This is a genomic window from Bacillus sp. FSL K6-2971 (genome assembly GCF_038006405.1).
In the GTDB taxonomy this organism is placed as follows: Bacteria; Bacillota; Bacilli; order Bacillales; family Bacillaceae; genus Bacillus; species Bacillus pumilus.
On sequence record NZ_JBBOVD010000001.1, the window covers coordinates 1,557,026 to 1,571,872 of the forward strand.

General features: G+C 39.4%; 14 protein-coding genes and 1 pseudogene. 8 read left to right on the forward strand and 7 right to left on the reverse strand.

What is annotated here, in order from left to right:
• Positions 1 to 7 precede the first annotated feature (7 nt).
• Positions 8 to 808 (reverse strand): CAP domain-containing protein, encoded by an 801-nt coding sequence (locus MHI33_RS08110; protein ID WP_106067353.1) that lies wholly within the window; start codon positions 806 to 808, stop codon positions 8 to 10.
• 337 nt (positions 809 to 1,145) lie between these two features.
• Between MHI33_RS08110 and MHI33_RS08115 the strand changes: the two genes are divergently transcribed.
• Together MHI33_RS08115 and MHI33_RS08120 are read left to right on the forward strand one after the other, a co-directional pair.
• Positions 1,146 to 3,269, forward strand: coding sequence for a peptidoglycan D,D-transpeptidase FtsI family protein (locus MHI33_RS08115; protein WP_185106956.1), 2,124 nt, complete (start codon positions 1,146 to 1,148; stop codon positions 3,267 to 3,269).
• Positions 3,270 to 3,424: 155 nt separating this feature from the next.
• Positions 3,425 to 5,254: a PAS domain-containing sensor histidine kinase gene (locus MHI33_RS08120; protein ID WP_113767600.1), complete on the forward strand. Its 1,830-nt coding sequence runs from the start codon at positions 3,425 to 3,427 to the stop codon at positions 5,252 to 5,254.
• 25 nt (positions 5,255 to 5,279) lie between these two features.
• Here MHI33_RS08120 and MHI33_RS08125 read toward each other — a convergent pair whose 3' ends face one another.
• Positions 5,280 to 6,449: an aminotransferase A gene (locus MHI33_RS08125; protein WP_340910563.1), complete on the reverse strand. Its 1,170-nt coding sequence runs from the start codon at positions 6,447 to 6,449 to the stop codon at positions 5,280 to 5,282.
• 293 nt (positions 6,450 to 6,742) lie between these two features.
• Here MHI33_RS08125 and MHI33_RS08130 point away from each other — a divergent pair, with 293 nt between their 5' ends.
• A complete protein-coding gene (locus tag MHI33_RS08130) occupies positions 6,743 to 7,627 on the forward strand; it encodes a cation diffusion facilitator family transporter (protein ID WP_106067356.1) in 885 nt (294 codons plus the stop codon).
• Between the two features lie 62 nt (positions 7,628 to 7,689).
• On the opposite strand, the gene MHI33_RS08135 is transcribed toward MHI33_RS08130, so the two are convergent.
• Entirely contained in the window at positions 7,690 to 7,842 is a 153-nt protein-coding gene (locus tag MHI33_RS08135) for a hypothetical protein (RefSeq protein WP_181462027.1), read from the reverse strand.
• A gap of 301 nt (positions 7,843 to 8,143) precedes the next feature.
• Between MHI33_RS08135 and MHI33_RS08140 the strand changes: the two genes are divergently transcribed.
• The 3 genes from MHI33_RS08140 to MHI33_RS08150 all read left to right on the forward strand — a co-directional run bounded on the left by MHI33_RS08140 (position 8,144) and on the right by MHI33_RS08150 (position 11,101).
• Positions 8,144 to 8,683 (forward strand): RDD family protein, encoded by a 540-nt coding sequence (locus tag MHI33_RS08140; RefSeq protein WP_044139812.1) that lies wholly within the window; start codon positions 8,144 to 8,146, stop codon positions 8,681 to 8,683.
• Positions 8,684 to 8,808: 125 nt separating this feature from the next.
• Positions 8,809 to 10,119, forward strand: a complete 1,311-nt coding sequence (locus tag MHI33_RS08145) for an MFS transporter (protein WP_034620047.1) — start codon at positions 8,809 to 8,811, stop codon at positions 10,117 to 10,119.
• Between the two features lie 73 nt (positions 10,120 to 10,192).
• The gene (locus tag MHI33_RS08150; protein WP_044139813.1) at positions 10,193 to 11,101 is read left to right on the forward strand and encodes a chemotaxis protein; all 909 of its coding nucleotides are present in this window, start codon (positions 10,193 to 10,195) and stop codon (positions 11,099 to 11,101) included.
• A 33-nt stretch (positions 11,102 to 11,134) separates the two neighbouring features.
• Here MHI33_RS08150 and MHI33_RS08155 read toward each other — a convergent pair whose 3' ends face one another.
• The 3 genes from MHI33_RS08155 to MHI33_RS08165 all read right to left on the reverse strand — a co-directional run bounded on the left by MHI33_RS08155 (position 11,135) and on the right by MHI33_RS08165 (position 12,459).
• Positions 11,135 to 11,596 carry a YkyB family protein gene (locus MHI33_RS08155; protein ID WP_003211256.1) on the reverse strand — a complete coding sequence of 154 codons (462 nt, stop codon included), beginning with the start codon at positions 11,594 to 11,596 and terminating at the stop codon, positions 11,135 to 11,137.
• Positions 11,597 to 11,848: 252 nt separating this feature from the next.
• Positions 11,849 to 12,049 carry a tyrosine-type recombinase/integrase gene (locus tag MHI33_RS08160; protein ID WP_340913793.1) on the reverse strand — a complete coding sequence of 67 codons (201 nt, stop codon included), beginning with the start codon at positions 12,047 to 12,049 and terminating at the stop codon, positions 11,849 to 11,851.
• 23 nt (positions 12,050 to 12,072) lie between these two features.
• Positions 12,073 to 12,459 (reverse strand): hypothetical protein, encoded by a 387-nt coding sequence (locus MHI33_RS08165; protein ID WP_340910570.1) that lies wholly within the window; start codon positions 12,457 to 12,459, stop codon positions 12,073 to 12,075.
• 132 nt (positions 12,460 to 12,591) lie between these two features.
• Between MHI33_RS08165 and MHI33_RS08170 the strand changes: the two genes are divergently transcribed.
• Positions 12,592 to 12,933 (forward strand): hypothetical protein, encoded by a 342-nt coding sequence (locus MHI33_RS08170; protein ID WP_340910572.1) that lies wholly within the window; start codon positions 12,592 to 12,594, stop codon positions 12,931 to 12,933.
• A 26-nt stretch (positions 12,934 to 12,959) separates the two neighbouring features.
• Here the strand turns inward: MHI33_RS08170 and MHI33_RS08175 are convergent.
• Positions 12,960 to 13,597: pseudogene (locus tag MHI33_RS08175) on the reverse strand (Rha family transcriptional regulator).
• A gap of 77 nt (positions 13,598 to 13,674) precedes the next feature.
• On the opposite strand from MHI33_RS08175, the gene MHI33_RS08185 reads away from it, so the two are divergent.
• Entirely contained in the window at positions 13,675 to 14,475 is an 801-nt protein-coding gene (locus MHI33_RS08185; protein WP_340910577.1) for a peptidoglycan recognition protein family protein, read from the forward strand.
• Positions 14,476 to 14,847 lie beyond the last annotated feature (372 nt).

A 14,847-nucleotide genomic window follows, 5' to 3' on the forward strand; every position in this document is an offset into this window, starting at 1 on the left:
TTTGATATTATTTTCCAATAAATTGCTGTGTCCAGTAGTTGCCAGATTTCACATAACCAACACCGATATGTGTATAGTTTTTGTTTAAGATATTAGCTCTATGGCCTTCACTGTTCATCCAAGCAGTCACCACTTCTTGAGGAGATCTTTGTCCTTGGGCAATGTTTTCACCTGCTGTTTTGTAAGTGATCCCGAATTTCTTCATTTGATCAAATGGAGATCCGTAAGTTGGGCTTGTATGAGAGAAATAGTTTTTATCTTTCATATCTTGAGATTTTGCGCGAGCAGATTTGCTTAGCTTTGAATCAACAGAAAGTGCTTTTAATCCTTGCTTTGCACGCTCTTTGTTTGTAAGCTCAACGACTTCTTTTTCAAATGCATTCAAGCTGCTGTCTGCTTTTGCTGCTGTTGTGTCTTTTTGATCAGCTTTTGTATTGTTATTGTTGTTTGTATTTTGTTTTGCTGGCGCATTTGGTTTAGACGCAGTAGGTTTTTTCACTGATTCTTGTTTTTGTTCATTTTTTGCTTTGTTTACTTCTTTCACCACTTTTGTGCCAGTAACAGGTTGACCGCTTTTGATGAGCTTGTTTAAAAGAGCTTCGATCTCTTTTTGATTCGACTTGCTTAGCTTGTTTACATCTGAAGAGATATGTAATTTTGTAGCTAATGTATGAAGATCAATGGTTTGATGCTGTACATGTATTACTTGTTTCAGGTTAAGCTCCTTCGCATCAGCTGAATGTCCCCCAGTAAATGTGATGAGTGCAGCAGCCGTTAGCGCTGAAAAAAAGAATGATTTCTTCTTCATATTGTAACTCCTCCTAAAATCTTTGTTTTGTTTTCTCACAGAAAATCATAACATGGACTTTTTGTTATAAACGTACCAGCATCCTCCATTGACAATGCCTGTTTGTCATTTTTGTTAAAGTCACAAAAAAACCCGCCTCATATCAAAGGATAGGGAATTCTTCCATTTAATGAAAACGACATAAACATACCAATATTTTAAAGTGTTAGTATATTTTTTTGCATAATAGGGATTGACAGCTTTTTTTTCACTTGTTTCGCTGTAACAACTATTACAAAAGTGTTACAATAATGAGTGGTAATTGTAAAAGATTGAAAGGATGAGAGGAGCTACATAAGTGGGAGAGAAACAGCATCAAGGTGGTGCCGAGCAGAAAAAATTCAAGCGCCGGAACGCCTGGAGGATTAATCTCTTTTTCTTCGCTGTCTTTAGTTTGTTTGCTGTGCTTGTGATCAAGCTTGGTGTGCTGCAAATCGTCAATGGTGAGGATTATAAAAAGCAAGCAAACCGAACAGAGGTCAAAACAGCATCATACCCTTCTCCGAGAGGAAAAATGTATGACGCGAGAGGAAGAGTCGTCGTTGATAATGAAAGTGTACCTGCCATCGTTTATACATCAGAAAGCGGTGTGAAAGCGAAAGATAAGATTAAGGTAGCAAGAAAACTTGCGACTTATATAAAAATGGATACTGATTTTTTGAGAGAGCGTGACATTCGAGATTTTTGGCTGGCAAGCCATCCGAAAGAAGCGGATAAGCTCATTTCAAAAGCAGAGCAAAAGAATCTTAAAGCAAAAGATGTCTATCCGCTTCAAGTAGAGCGTGTGCCTAAGAAAGAAGTTAAGGCGATCGAAAAAGATGCAGAGGAAAAAGCAGTTGCAGCGATCTATCGTCGATTTACAGGCGGATATGCCTTTGAGCCTCAAATCGTGAAAGCAATGGACCCAAATGAAGAGAAAAAAGGGGACGAAAAAGTTGCTTTACTCGATGAAACAAAAGAGTCAAAGCAGACATCATCTGTGAGTTTGACCTATGAAGAGATTTCACTTGTGTCAGAGCATCTTGATGAACTGCCTGGTGTGAATGTCATCAATGATTGGACAAGAAAATATCCGTATGAGAAGACCCTTTATAATGTACTTGGCGGTGTGACCACACCAGAGCAAGGGATTATAAAAGAGCGTGAAGATTACTATATGGCAAGAGGCTACTCACGTAATGACCGAGTAGGGAAGAGCTATTTAGAGTATCAATACGAGGATTTTCTGAACCCGGAGAAAGCGACCGTTCAATATACTCAGGTTGGCGGGAAGCTGCTCGATGAAATCAAGCGGACAGAGGGACGAAGAGGGCTTGATCTTGCACTGACATTTGATATGGAACTGCAAAAGGAAGTCGACAAGATCGTCGAATCAGAGCTTAGATCCGCTAGTGCGAGAAACTATATGATGGACCGTGCATTTGTCGTGATGATGGACCCTAACACTGGGGATGTTCTTGCGATGTCTGGCAAGAAAATGGACGGCAGAGACGTCACTGATTATGCCATCGGAACATTTACGACCCAGTACGAAATGGGCTCTGTTGTCAAAGGAGCTACTGTCCTCTCTGGTTATCAAGACGGTATGTCGCACAACCAATCCTATATGGATACACCGCTCTATTTTGCAGGAAGTGGAAAGCCTAAGAAGTCTTACAACAATCTAGGATGGGTCAACGATCTGCGGGCACTCCAAAAAAGTTCGAACGTCTATATGTTTCATGTGGCGATGAGAATGGCAGGTATTAACTATCAAAAGAATGGTCCGTTACGAGCAAGACCTGAGCACTTGCAAAAAATGAGAAACTACTATGCGCAATTCGGTCTTGGTGTGAAAACAGGGATCGATTTGCCGCAGGAATCAAGCGGGATGCAGACACATCCGAAGACGGTCGGCGGACTTTTGCTCGATGAAGCAATTGGCCAGTATGACACGTATACACCGCTTCAAGTTGCCCAGTACATGTCGACGATCGCCAATGGAGGAAATCGCGTTCAGCCAAGAGTGGTGAAAAGCGTTCACCTTCCAACGAAGAAGAATGAAGTAGGCCCAGTCGTGAAAAAATATGAGCCGAAGGTGCTGAACACGATTAACAATTCAAAAGCAGATATTGACCGCGTCAAAATGGGGCTGAAAATGGTCACATCGACTGGCGGTACTGCCGCTGGCCGCTTTGGTCAGCATGATGTCGCAGGAAAAACAGGGACGGCCCAAACCTTTTACTATGGTGCTAACCGCAGCTGGTGGGGAAATGCCACGTACAATTTAACCTTTGGGGGATATTATCCATCGTCCAATCCGAAGGTGGCTTTTAGTGTCGTAACCCCTTATGTCTCAGACAAAGATTCCGTCATTAAAACCATCCCAAGTAAAATTATTGATAAGTACGTTGAATTACAAAAGAAATACGAAAAGCAGTAAACAGCAGAGAGCACAGCAAGAGAATGTGCTCTTTTTTGCTGAAAATATGGACGTTTCCCTCGATGACGGAAGGAAAATACGGGTTTTCTAGCGAATCTTTTTTATACATCAATCTAAGGACAACCCTAAAAAATGAAAAGGAGGGTCGGACGACGATGGAACAAAAAATGAAAGATTCGAATCAGCTTTATTCGAATATTGATTTACATGCCGTTCTTTCTTCTAATGGCCGCTTTCTCTACATTTCTTCTAACTGTAAGCAGCTTTTGCTCTATGAACAAAAGGATTTACTAGGGTGTTTTTTGAAAGACTTTGTTCATACCGAAGATCAATTTCTCGTCGAGAGTTATTTCTACAATCAGCACATGCTAGAGATTTCCCACTTTAGGCTGCTTAGAAGTGACCTAACAGCTGTATGGATTGAAGCTAGTATTGATTTTGTTGCTTGTGATGAGTTAGACAGTGAATTAAGTAGAGAAATGATCCTTAAAATGAGGGTGCTGGACGCTGAACCGCAAAAAGCAGCATTTCAAACAACATCAGAAGTGTCAGAACAGTCGTTAGGCAGTCTGCCGGCTTTCCAACATGTCAGTGAAGCTGAACAATTGATTGCCATGCTGCCAAATCCGTTATGTATTACGATTTTAGGGGAAATTGTTTATGCGAATGATGCGATGCTTCAATTAATGGGGGTAAGTACAAGAGATGACATGATCGGCAAAACTGCATTTGACTTTATTGCTGAGGAGTACCATGACATTGTGAGAAGCCGAATTACGAGGCTGCAGCAAGGTCTTCCAGTCGGAATGATTGAACAGATTTGGAAACGGAAAGATGGAAGCAGCATTCATATCGAAGTGAAGTCATCACCAACGATCTATCAAAATCAGCGGGCAGAGCTTTTGCTATTAGTAGACATCTCATCCCGTAAGAAATTTCAAACCGTTCTGCAAAAAAGCCGTGAGCGGTATCAGCTGCTCATCCAAAACTCCATTGATACGATTGCGGTTATTCATGATCACAAATGGGTGTTTATGAATGAATCAGGCATTAAATTATTTGAAGCCGAGCATTACGATAAATTAATAGGAAAAGATATTTTCCATCAAATCCATTCATGTGACCAGCAAAAAGTGAAAAAAAGCATATCACGTATTATTGAAAGAGCATCAGATTCTGAGATTGTCACGATGAGCTGTCATACGTTTAAACACAAGCTGATTTATACAGAAATGGTGTGTATCCCAACTACATTTTTTGGAGAAACAGCCGTTCAAATTATTTTAAGAGATATCTCCGAACGTAAGCAGACAGAAGAGCTCATGCTCCGATCTGAAAAATTATCGATCGCAGGCCAATTGGCTGCGGGCATTGCACATGAGATCAGAAACCCATTGACTGCCATCAAAGGCTTTTTGCAGCTCATTAAACCGCAAACAAAAGATCGGGATCAATATTTCGAGATTGTTTTCTCTGAACTGAGCCGGATAGAAATTATTTTAAGTGAGCTGCTCATGCTGGCAAAACCGCAGCAAACGGCATCGATGCAGACACTAGATTTGAAAAAAATCATCAGCGAAGTCACGGCTTTATTAGAAACACAAGCGAACTTAAATGGCATTTTAATGAATACTAGTGAGATAGAAGAGGGTCTCCTGATGAACGGGGATCAAAATCAGCTCAAGCAGGTGTTTATCAATTTAATCAAAAATGCCGTAGAATCCATGCCGGACGGAGGGAAGGTTGACATTACGGCCAAAGCAGAAAGAGATGGAATCCACGTTACCATTCGTGATGAAGGGGTCGGTATTCCTGAATCGGTCATGAAGCGAATAGGAGAGCCCTTTTTAACGACAAAGGAAAAAGGGACTGGACTTGGCCTTATGGTGACATTTAATATTTTAGAAAATCACAACGGCACGATCCGTGTGGATAGTCATCCCGAAAAGGGCACCGCATTTCACATCATGTTTCCTGCAAAATAAAAACAACGGCAGGAGAGCCGTTGTTTCAGTCTGTTAAATGAATGGAACGTTTTTCGAGAACGAATTGTTCTAGGCGGTCAAGTCCTTCTTTCAGTGTTTCAAGTGAATAAGCATAGGATAGACGCACATACCCCTCGCCAAGTGGAGAGAAAGCAGACCCTGGTACGACAGCGAGTCTTGTACTTTCTAACAGCTCCATACAAAAATCAAAGGAACTCATCCCAAACGATTCAATGGATGGAAAAATATAAAAAGCGCCAGAAGGCTTAATGACCGGAAGCCCCATAGAAATGAGCCGATCATATACATAATCGAGCCTTTTCTTATATTGCTCTCTCATGATGAGTGCATCATCCACACCATTTGTCACAGCTTCAAGTGCCGCCTTTTGTGAGACAGCCGAGGCACAAGACACGTTATATTGATGTACTTTTAATACATGTTTAGCAATGGGAGCTGAAGCAAATAAAAAGCCAATTCTCCAGCCGGTCATGCTATGAGACTTAGACAGTCCGTTAATCACAATGGTCTGTTCCTTTAAGAAAGAAGCGATTGAATGATGCGGCCGGTCAAATGTCAGCTCGCTATAGATTTCATCGGATAAAATAAAGATGTCTTTTCCTTCAAGGAGCTGGGCAATCTCTTTCAATTCTTCTTCTGAAAGCGTGACACCAGTTGGGTTTGAAGGATAAGGAAGCACAACACACTTTGTCTTTTCCGTTAATGCATCCTCAATCAGCTTGGCATTTAATTTAAAGCCAGCATTCGTTGTGTCGATATGTACGGGCTTCCCGCCACACATTCGAATGATCGGTTCATAGCCAGGGTAGACAGGTCCAGGTAAAATAACTTCATCACCCTCTGACAAAATGGTTCGAAACGCGGCATCAATCGCTTGACTTGCACCTGTTGTCACAATGATTTCTGACTCTGCATCATAATCAAGGTTGACTTTCTTCTTGATGTAGTGCTGGATTGCTTGTCTTAGCTCTAGGAAACCAGCATTATGAGTGTACGAAGTAAAATTCTCGTCAATGGCTGCTTTTGCAGCTGTTTTGACATGATGCGGCGTATAAAAATCGGGCTGGCCTATCGTCAAAGAAATGACATCCTCATATGACGATACGAGATTTGAAAATGTTCGAATGCCTGAAATTTCAATATCCTTTACTCTTGGATTCAGCAAATGCTCCATTTCTCATCACCTTAAAAATTTATGTTTTTATCCTATTTTACCATTCACTGCATAAATGTCACCTGCGAAAGGCACTGGATATCATTATCTGTAGTCTATTCTCCTATTCATCACAGCATGAGTGATATATTGAAGAAAGAGCAACATTTATTATAGCGTAACCTCACGAGAAAATACAGGCTGCGGTGAACATGATTAGAAAACGTCACAACTGCGTAAACTGAAAGAACGTGAGAATCAGGGTCATGGGAATTGCTTTCATAGACATACGATCTCCTAAAGGAGGACGATAAATGGAACAATCAGCGAAGACATCAAAAATAGCGTTTCTATCCGTGATAAGTAACACATTTGTTGTCATCTTAAAGATCATAGTGGGTCTGCTTACGGGATCTGTTGCGGTTTTATCAGAAGCCATTCATTCTTTTCTCGATTTAATGGCATCTTTTATTGCATTTATCTCTGTTCGTATTTCAAGAAAGCCAGCAGATTCTAAACATCCTTATGGACACGGAAAAGTCGAAAATATTTCTGGAACGATTGAGACCTTGCTGATTTTCGTTGCGGGCATTTGGATCATCTACGAATGTGTTCACAAACTAATGCATCCAGAGCCAGTCAAGCTGCCTGTGCTTGGCATTGTGGTGATGCTGATAGGCGCGCTCATCAATTTTATCGTATCGAAGGTTGTGAACAAAGAGGCAGAGCGAGTACATTCTGTCGCCATGAAATCGAATGCATTGCACCTGTTAACAGATGTGTATACGTCATTAGGGGTCGCATTCAGTTTATTGCTCGTCGCATTAACCGACTGGTATTTCTTAGATCCGATCATTGGAATGATACTTGCTCTCTTTATTATGCGTGAAGCATTTAAACTCATGAAAGAAGCCTTCCCGCCGCTCGTAGACGCCCGGCTAACGCCCGAGGAAGAACAATCGATCGAAGCAATCATTCAAGGATTCAGTCAAGAATTCATCGAATATCATGACTTTCGAACAAGACGATCCGGTGCAGAGGAATATATTGATTTTCATTTGATTGTAGATGGCAAGACAACGATTGAAGATGTTCATCAATTATGTGATCGAATTGAAGAGAAGATTTTACAAGAATTTCCGCATGCACAAATCTTTATTCATGTAGAACCTGAAAGTGAAAGGACTTCACAAACGTAAAAAAGGCGATCAACCAACTTAGGTTGTATCGCCTTTTTTTACGCTTCATCTATGAAATGAAATCAATATCCATAAGCAGTATCGTAATCTTCATACCAAGAGATATAAGCTGCGTCATCATTTGACAAATCATGCTTCATGTCTAAAAAATCAGCTTCGCAAATATCTTCAATCACAGTCATTTCATTGTTCTTTAATCGTACGACAGTTCCCATCATGAACACCTTTCTTTAAAAAATCCTTGACTATTGTACCATGTGAAGAACGATTGTCAACAGCAGAATGGAAACAAGACGAAAATATCACAAAATGTTAAAAAATCAGGAGGTAAAAGAACTAGAAATGCCATGATTTTCACAAATTTTCAGTATTTATTCACATAAATCATTGAGGATGAACTGATCTAAAATATATGTAAAAGTGTAAAGTTACATTGATCTTGCGATATTCATAAGATATAATAACGAATGATTATAAGAAATTTATAGAAAACATACATAATAAAGGAGAAATAGGATGGAAACAAACATAACAGAACCACACATTCAAGAAAAGAAGCATCCTGAGCTAGCAGGCGTAGGCTATCGTTTTCTTGCACACCTTTTGGATGGTATCATCATCGGCGTACCATATTCTTTTATCATGTTTATTTTGGCAACACTCTTTTTTGTCTCAAGTCCAGAGGCAGCATTGATGATGGATGACGACAGCTATTACTATTCAACAACTGTTATGACAGATGAGGAATGGGCAGTGATTATGGGACTTATCTTTTTCTATATAGGAGCGATCTTGATCGGTATTGTGGTGACATGGCTTTATTACGCCATCATGGAATCATCAAAACTACAAGGAACGCTTGGTAAGATGGCTCTTGGGATTAAAGTGACAAGAGTAACGGGCGAAAAAGTGACATTCGGCCGTGCAACAGGCCGCTTCTTTGCAAAAGGCTTTTTGTCTCCAATCTTATATATTGGCTACATCATTGCCTTTTTCACAGAGAAAAAACAAGCACTTCACGATTTAATTGCAAGTACCATTGTTGTGAAGAAATAATGAAAAAAAGCACCTCTGCTCAATCGTAAGAGGTGCTTTTTGTATAGATTGCTTGTATGGAAGAGGGACGTATGACATAAAATAGAATGATAGTGAAAAATCAGGCAGGGAAGGGAGACAAACGATTGAAAACAGGGAAAAAGACCATGCAGAAAAAAGGGGCAGGCTTCGGGCTGTTTTTGACAGCACCCATTTTGGCCTGGGCATTGTATGACTTTGCAAATACGATATTTTCATCGAATATGATCACCATTTTCTTCCCGTTCTACTTGCAGGAAACGATCGGAGACAGTGCGAGAATGGATCAGATCGCTAGTACATTTATATCTTATGCAAACGCACTAGCTAGTTTTTTCCTCGTCATTTTCACACCATTATATGGAGTCCTGATTGATCGTACAGGAAAAAAGAAGCGCTACATCACAGTGTTTACTCTAATATGTATAGCTTGTACGTTTTTGATGGGGATCTTTGCTGGAATTGATTTCTCATCCGAATGGTTTGGGCTGCCTGTCTCTTTATTAGTAGTGGTCACCTTGTTTGTGATTGCAAAATTTTTCTATCACTCGAGCCTAGTGTTTTATGACACCATCCTGCCCGATCTTGGGACAAAGGATGAAATACCACTAATTTCTGGATTTGGCATTGCCGTTGGTTATTTAGGGACACTTGTTGGTCTCACAGTTTATTTACTTGTTGGCAATGACCAATTTCATGAAGCATTTATTCCGACAGCACTATTATTCTTTCTCTTTTTCCTGCCATTTCTCTTTTTTGTAAAAGACCCTCATCCACTGCCGCAGCCAGAGAAAAAGGCGTCATTTTTCAGCGGATATAAAGAAATTATTCGCACGTTTAAAGAGATGAAGCATTACAAGCCGGCTTTTATCTTTATGATTGCTTTCTTTTTTATGAATGATGCCTTACAGACAGCGATTGCGATGATGGCTGTGTATGCCAAAATCATCATTGGCTTTACTGCAGGACAATTTATTCTGCTTTATCTTGTGTCGACCATTTCAAGTATCATTGGCTCCTTTTTATTTGGATATATCACAAAAGCGATTGGGGCAAAGCGCTCAATTACAGTCGTGTATGTGATTTTGATCGTTGCCCTGATTCTGGCTGTGACAGCCACAACAGAATGGATCTTCTGGGTGGCTGGCAGTTTATTCGGTATTTCACTCGGCGCAAGCTGGGGGGCATCTCGAATATTGATTATTGAGCTGACACCAAAGGAAAAGAGAGGACAGTTTTTTGGTCTCTTTGCATTCTCAGGGAAGGTGTCTTCCATTATTGGACCCATCATTTATGGGTCAGTCACTCTGCTGTTTGCAGAGCACGGAAACCTCGCAAGCCGTCTTGCGCTAGGGTCTTTACTCATTCTCGCAGCGATAGGACTTGTGATTCATCAATTCGTACGAGAGAAAGCGTAAAGAAACGTCAACTTTTTACCTAGGCTGCCGATATAAAAAGTACAATCTTATATTGAAGAATAGAGGGATTTCCGTGGCTTTAAACAAACAAGAAATTTTACTTGATTCTGGTACAAATGAATTGGAAATTGTAAAGTTTGAAATTGGTTCAAATCAATTCGGCATTAACGTGATGAAAGTAAGAGAAATTATTCAGCCGGTAGAGTTGACTGTTGTACCGCACTCTCACAAAGACGTAGAAGGTATGATTAGTTTACGAGGCGAGATTTTGCCAGTCATCAATCTATTTTCCTTTTTTAATGTCGAGTCAGATCAGTCCGAACAAGAGAAGTATATCGTGACTGAATTCAACCAACGGAAATTTGTGTTCCATACAGGAACGGTTTCACAAATTCACCGCGTCAGCTGGGAAGAGATTGAAAAGCCAACTGCACTCAATCAAGGTATGGAACGTCATTTAACAGGCATTATTAAGCTTGATGGGAAAATGATGTTCCTTCCAGACTATGAAAAAATCATTTATGATATTGAATCGGCTTCTGGTGTAGAAACGTACCATATGTTTGACGGTGAGAAAGACGAAAGAAGAACAGGGAAGAAGCTATATGTCGTTGAAGATTCTCCGCTTCTCATGCGTTTATTATCAAATGAATTAACTGAAGCAGGCTATAAAAACATTGTGACCTTTGAAGATGGCAAACAGGCATATGATCACGTCATGGATCTTGTTAGCAAAGGAATCACTGTGACAGAAGAAATTGATATGATTATTACGGATATTGAAATGCCAAAAATGGATGGTCACCGATTAACAAAACTGCTAAAGGAAAACCCTTTAACGAGTTCCATACCGATTCTCATCTTCTCTTCGTTAATCACTGAAGATTTGCGGCATAAAGGGGAAACAATCGGTGCTGATGATCAAATTAGTAAACCAGAAATTCATCAGCTCATTGAAAAGGTTGATCATTTTATTATCTAAAGAAAAAACCACTCGTCATGAGTGGTTTTTTGTTTAAAAATAACTTTCCCCGAGTCGTTTGAAGACGGGCTTTGTATAATGTGATTTTTGTTTTGTGGCGGTAGGTTTTTCTTTTAAACCGACATACGTTTGAAGCAGTTGCTTTGCTCGGTTTAATGACATATTCGCTTTCGGATTGCGATATGATTGATTTAAATTTCCTAAGTGTGGCAAAAATTCGAAGTCTTCTTTGGTTGGTGGCAGGTGAAAATAATAATCTCCAATTTCAATCAGCACGTCGGACTGTTGTTGACTATATTTGGGATTGTTAGAGAAATGTAGGCCCACTTTTTTTCCTTTACCTTCTTGCAATAGTTTTTGCAGCGCACGTTTTTTCAAAAGATAAAGAAACTTGGGATTTGGTGCGGTTTTAGCATGACGGTTAACAGTATAAATGGCTTTTGCGATGTTTTCTGCTGTAGGTTCTATGTCTTTAGTATGAGCATAATCGTCCATTTTTTCTCTCCTTTGTCTTTCGTCTTCCTGTGCTTAGTATAAATTATACGTTTTTATTAGTAAATTGCAAATAGACTTATTGTAAAAAGAAAACCTTTGGTATAAAGGGATTAGGGGGGGTTAAAAATTTAATGTTTTAAAACCTCCCCCAATATCTCCCCCAATACTTCCTCAAATTATAAATTCATAACCTCTTCAAAAACTTCAACAGATTCTATTTCTAATTCTTCGAAAGTATGGCTATATATGTCATTAATCAATTTGAGGAGTATTTCCAAGACGATCAGCAATAACTTTGACTGGTATTCTTTTGCTTATCAGTATAGTCGCATGAGTATGTCTTAAACCATGAACGGTAATTTTCTTTAGTTTTTGTTTATCAGCAACAGCATTGACAGTGTAGTTAAGTGAGTTAGGTGATATAGGTTTTCCGTTAGTCCGACTAATTAGTATGAAATCTTCTTACGCCGTCAGTGCTAGGGGCACGTTTCCTCTAATTTTTCAAGTAAAGAATGGATTCTCCATAGGCGATTTCGATAATACCTAATGACTTCATCCTGCTGATCTAGTTCTCTTTGAATACGTTTAGACCAAATCCAAGCGTTGAATTTGCTGTATTTCACCACTGGAAGAATATCGTCCCACTCGAACATATCTAGCAACTTAGGACCCAATAATTCAATGGCTTCTTCTTTTGGCACTCCTGCCATAATCTCTTTCAAATTGGACTGCATGATTTTTTTAGCTCCGTGTGAATACATGCTTTCATACTTTTTAATAGCAGCGATTAAGAGCGGTTCAATTTCCTTTACCTCTCTGTAAACCTTCTTGAGTCTCTTATTCCATGTTGTGATTGTTGTCATTTGTCTTATCCTCCTGTTTAACAAATCCATTTTTGGATTGGTTCAATTTTTAGAAAATATTTCAATTCTATCTTTTTGCAAATCTATTACACTGGTATAATGTTCCTATCTGTTTAGATAGGGGGTGAAAAGATGAAATTCGACAAAAGTGATTTTGCATCATTTGAACAATTAGAAAATGATATGGAGATGATTCAAAAAGATGCTATGAATGCCGCAATAACTGCTTTACAAGATGGAATACAAAAGGTATTTGATGAAGCTGACAAGAAAAAATTATCCGATAAAGAGTACATCAAAGAAATTATTTCAGGTGCTTGTGGTTCTGCTCTTTTTGCTTCTTCTCTTCATACGACACATATGATTTCAAACTATTTTCCAATAATTTTGGAAATGGCTTATCAAACGACTGTTGAGCGTATTGAATCCCACCCAAATTTGGGGAATGAATATGACTACCATGTTGGTACTTGAGCACGGCTCAAATTTGAGCTATGCGATTAGATCAACGGGCCTATCCATGAAATAGCTTCCTCAAAGTCTAGCTTTCTTAAATCCTTGTATGTAGGCACTGCGAAAGCGTCCCTAAAATTTCGGTGAATGCTCGTGAACATACGACGTTTGACTTCTTCATCTTCTCCATATCGCTCGACAAGCTCATACACACGCTTGTTAATTCGTTTCTGAATGACTGTTTGTTGATACGCATTGATAGATAAATTGTTTTCTAGCTTACCGATCCGCTCATCTGTTTCGTTCTGTCTTTGCTCAAGTCGAATCATCTGTTGAAGCTGCGGGCTAAGATTAGAAAAGTTTTGTAGGTTCTGCTCCATTTCGTTGAACTGGGTCACATATGCAGCAGTGAATAATACGCCCTTCTCTCCTGTCATTTTGTTAGCAACCATGTCGCATCCTTTACGAGTAATAAAATAGCTAGGCTTATCTCGATTAAGTTTGTCTTTGTATGTGCTCGGGACAAAAAATCAGTTGGGCGGAAATTTCCGCCTATCAAATATTTCTCGTAACCTCTGATAGCCTCTAATAAATCCTTATGTCTTTTATCAACCATTTCAGCCACTTCTCGACTGTCTACCAAAAGTTGTCCGTTTTGTTCGATTACTTGTAAATTGTTATTCATATTGCTCCTCCTATTTTGACTCGGTGCCCCAGGCGGCTTTTTTTAATACTAATACAATTTTAAGGAGTAGATGAACAATGGTAAAAATCATTCAAGATTATATTTCAAAGAGTAACCGCAACAGACCAGGCAACTATATGAAGCCTTTATATATCACGGTTCATAACACCGCGAATACAGCCAAAGGCGCAAACGCAGCAAGTCACGCTAGTTTTGTGAAATGTTCAAACACAGCGGTAAGCTGGCATTACACTGTGGACGAAAATATGATCTATCAGCATTTACCGTTAAACAAAAACGGCTGGCACGCAGGGGATGGCAGAGGCACGGGAAACATGAAATCAATTGGAATTGAAATTTGTGAGAATGCTGACGGAAACTTTGAAAAGGCAATCGAGAACGCTCAATGGCTTATTAGACAGTTAATGCAGGAACAAGGCATTCCATTGTCAAACATTGTGCCGCATAAGCATTGGAGTGGAAAAGAATGTCCTCGTAAGTTGCTCAATCGTTGGGACAGCTTCAAAGCCGGGATCGCCGTTGCTAACACAAATAAAAAGCCGTCTGCTAAACCAACAAAAGCAGAACCATCCAAAACAGCAGCTTCCAAACCTCCTAAAAAGTCATATAGCTTGTCAATAGGTATTTTAAAAGTTACAAAGCCTCTTACAAAGGGGTCAGCAGTAAAAGCCGTACAAGAAGCCCTAGCCCCTGTGTATTACTACCCGGACAAAGGAGCGAAAAATAACGGTGTTGATGGTTATTATGGGCCAAAAACAGCGGATGCGGTCAAACGATTTCAGCTCATGCATGGGCTTGTTTCTGATTGCATTTATGGTCCAAAGACTAAAGCAGCTCTTCAAAAAGCATTAAAATAAGAAAGATCTCACATCAAATGAGGTCTTTTTCTATCCACAAGCATTAGAGGAGGTTTCCAGGTCATATTTTGCCCAAATCTCCTAGTGGTTATAACTCAAATTTGTAAATAATCACTTTTCCCATTCCACTTACATATAGTATACAGACCGCATGTTTACACCTTTGATGATTTAACCTCATATGGAAAAGAAACTTCTCCTATGGGGAGGTCTTTTCTTTTTTTTGTCTTTATCTTATTTTTCTTTTCTTTTGGAGGGGTATCATTTATTTTAATTTCCAACTATCGCTATTTTGAAAACTATATAAGAAAAAGAACATTATACATATTTATCAATAATAAAATGTCTAAATCAACATAATTAGGGTTAAAT

What these genes read in the sequence shown, in the direction of transcription:
- MHI33_RS08110 (WP_106067353.1), bottom strand. Translation starts at nt 808, where the DNA reads ATGAAGAAGAAATCATTCTTTTTTTCAGCGCTAACGGCTGCTGCACTC.
- MHI33_RS08120 (WP_113767600.1), top strand. Translation starts at nt 3,425, where the DNA reads ATGGAACAAAAAATGAAAGATTCGAATCAGCTTTATTCGAATATTGAT.
- MHI33_RS08125 (WP_340910563.1), bottom strand. Translation starts at nt 6,449, where the DNA reads ATGGAGCATTTGCTGAATCCAAGAGTAAAGGATATTGAAATTTCAGGC.
- MHI33_RS08130 (WP_106067356.1), top strand. Translation starts at nt 6,743, where the DNA reads ATGGAACAATCAGCGAAGACATCAAAAATAGCGTTTCTATCCGTGATA.
- MHI33_RS08135 (WP_181462027.1), bottom strand. Translation starts at nt 7,842, where the DNA reads ATGGGAACTGTCGTACGATTAAAGAACAATGAAATGACTGTGATTGAA.
- MHI33_RS08140 (WP_044139812.1), top strand. Translation starts at nt 8,144, where the DNA reads ATGGAAACAAACATAACAGAACCACACATTCAAGAAAAGAAGCATCCT.
- MHI33_RS08155 (WP_003211256.1), bottom strand. Translation starts at nt 11,596, where the DNA reads ATGGACGATTATGCTCATACTAAAGACATAGAACCTACAGCAGAAAAC.
- MHI33_RS08165 (WP_340910570.1), bottom strand. Translation starts at nt 12,459, where the DNA reads ATGACAACAATCACAACATGGAATAAGAGACTCAAGAAGGTTTACAGA.
- MHI33_RS08170 (WP_340910572.1), top strand. Translation starts at nt 12,592, where the DNA reads ATGAAATTCGACAAAAGTGATTTTGCATCATTTGAACAATTAGAAAAT.
- MHI33_RS08185 (WP_340910577.1), top strand. Translation starts at nt 13,675, where the DNA reads ATGGTAAAAATCATTCAAGATTATATTTCAAAGAGTAACCGCAACAGA.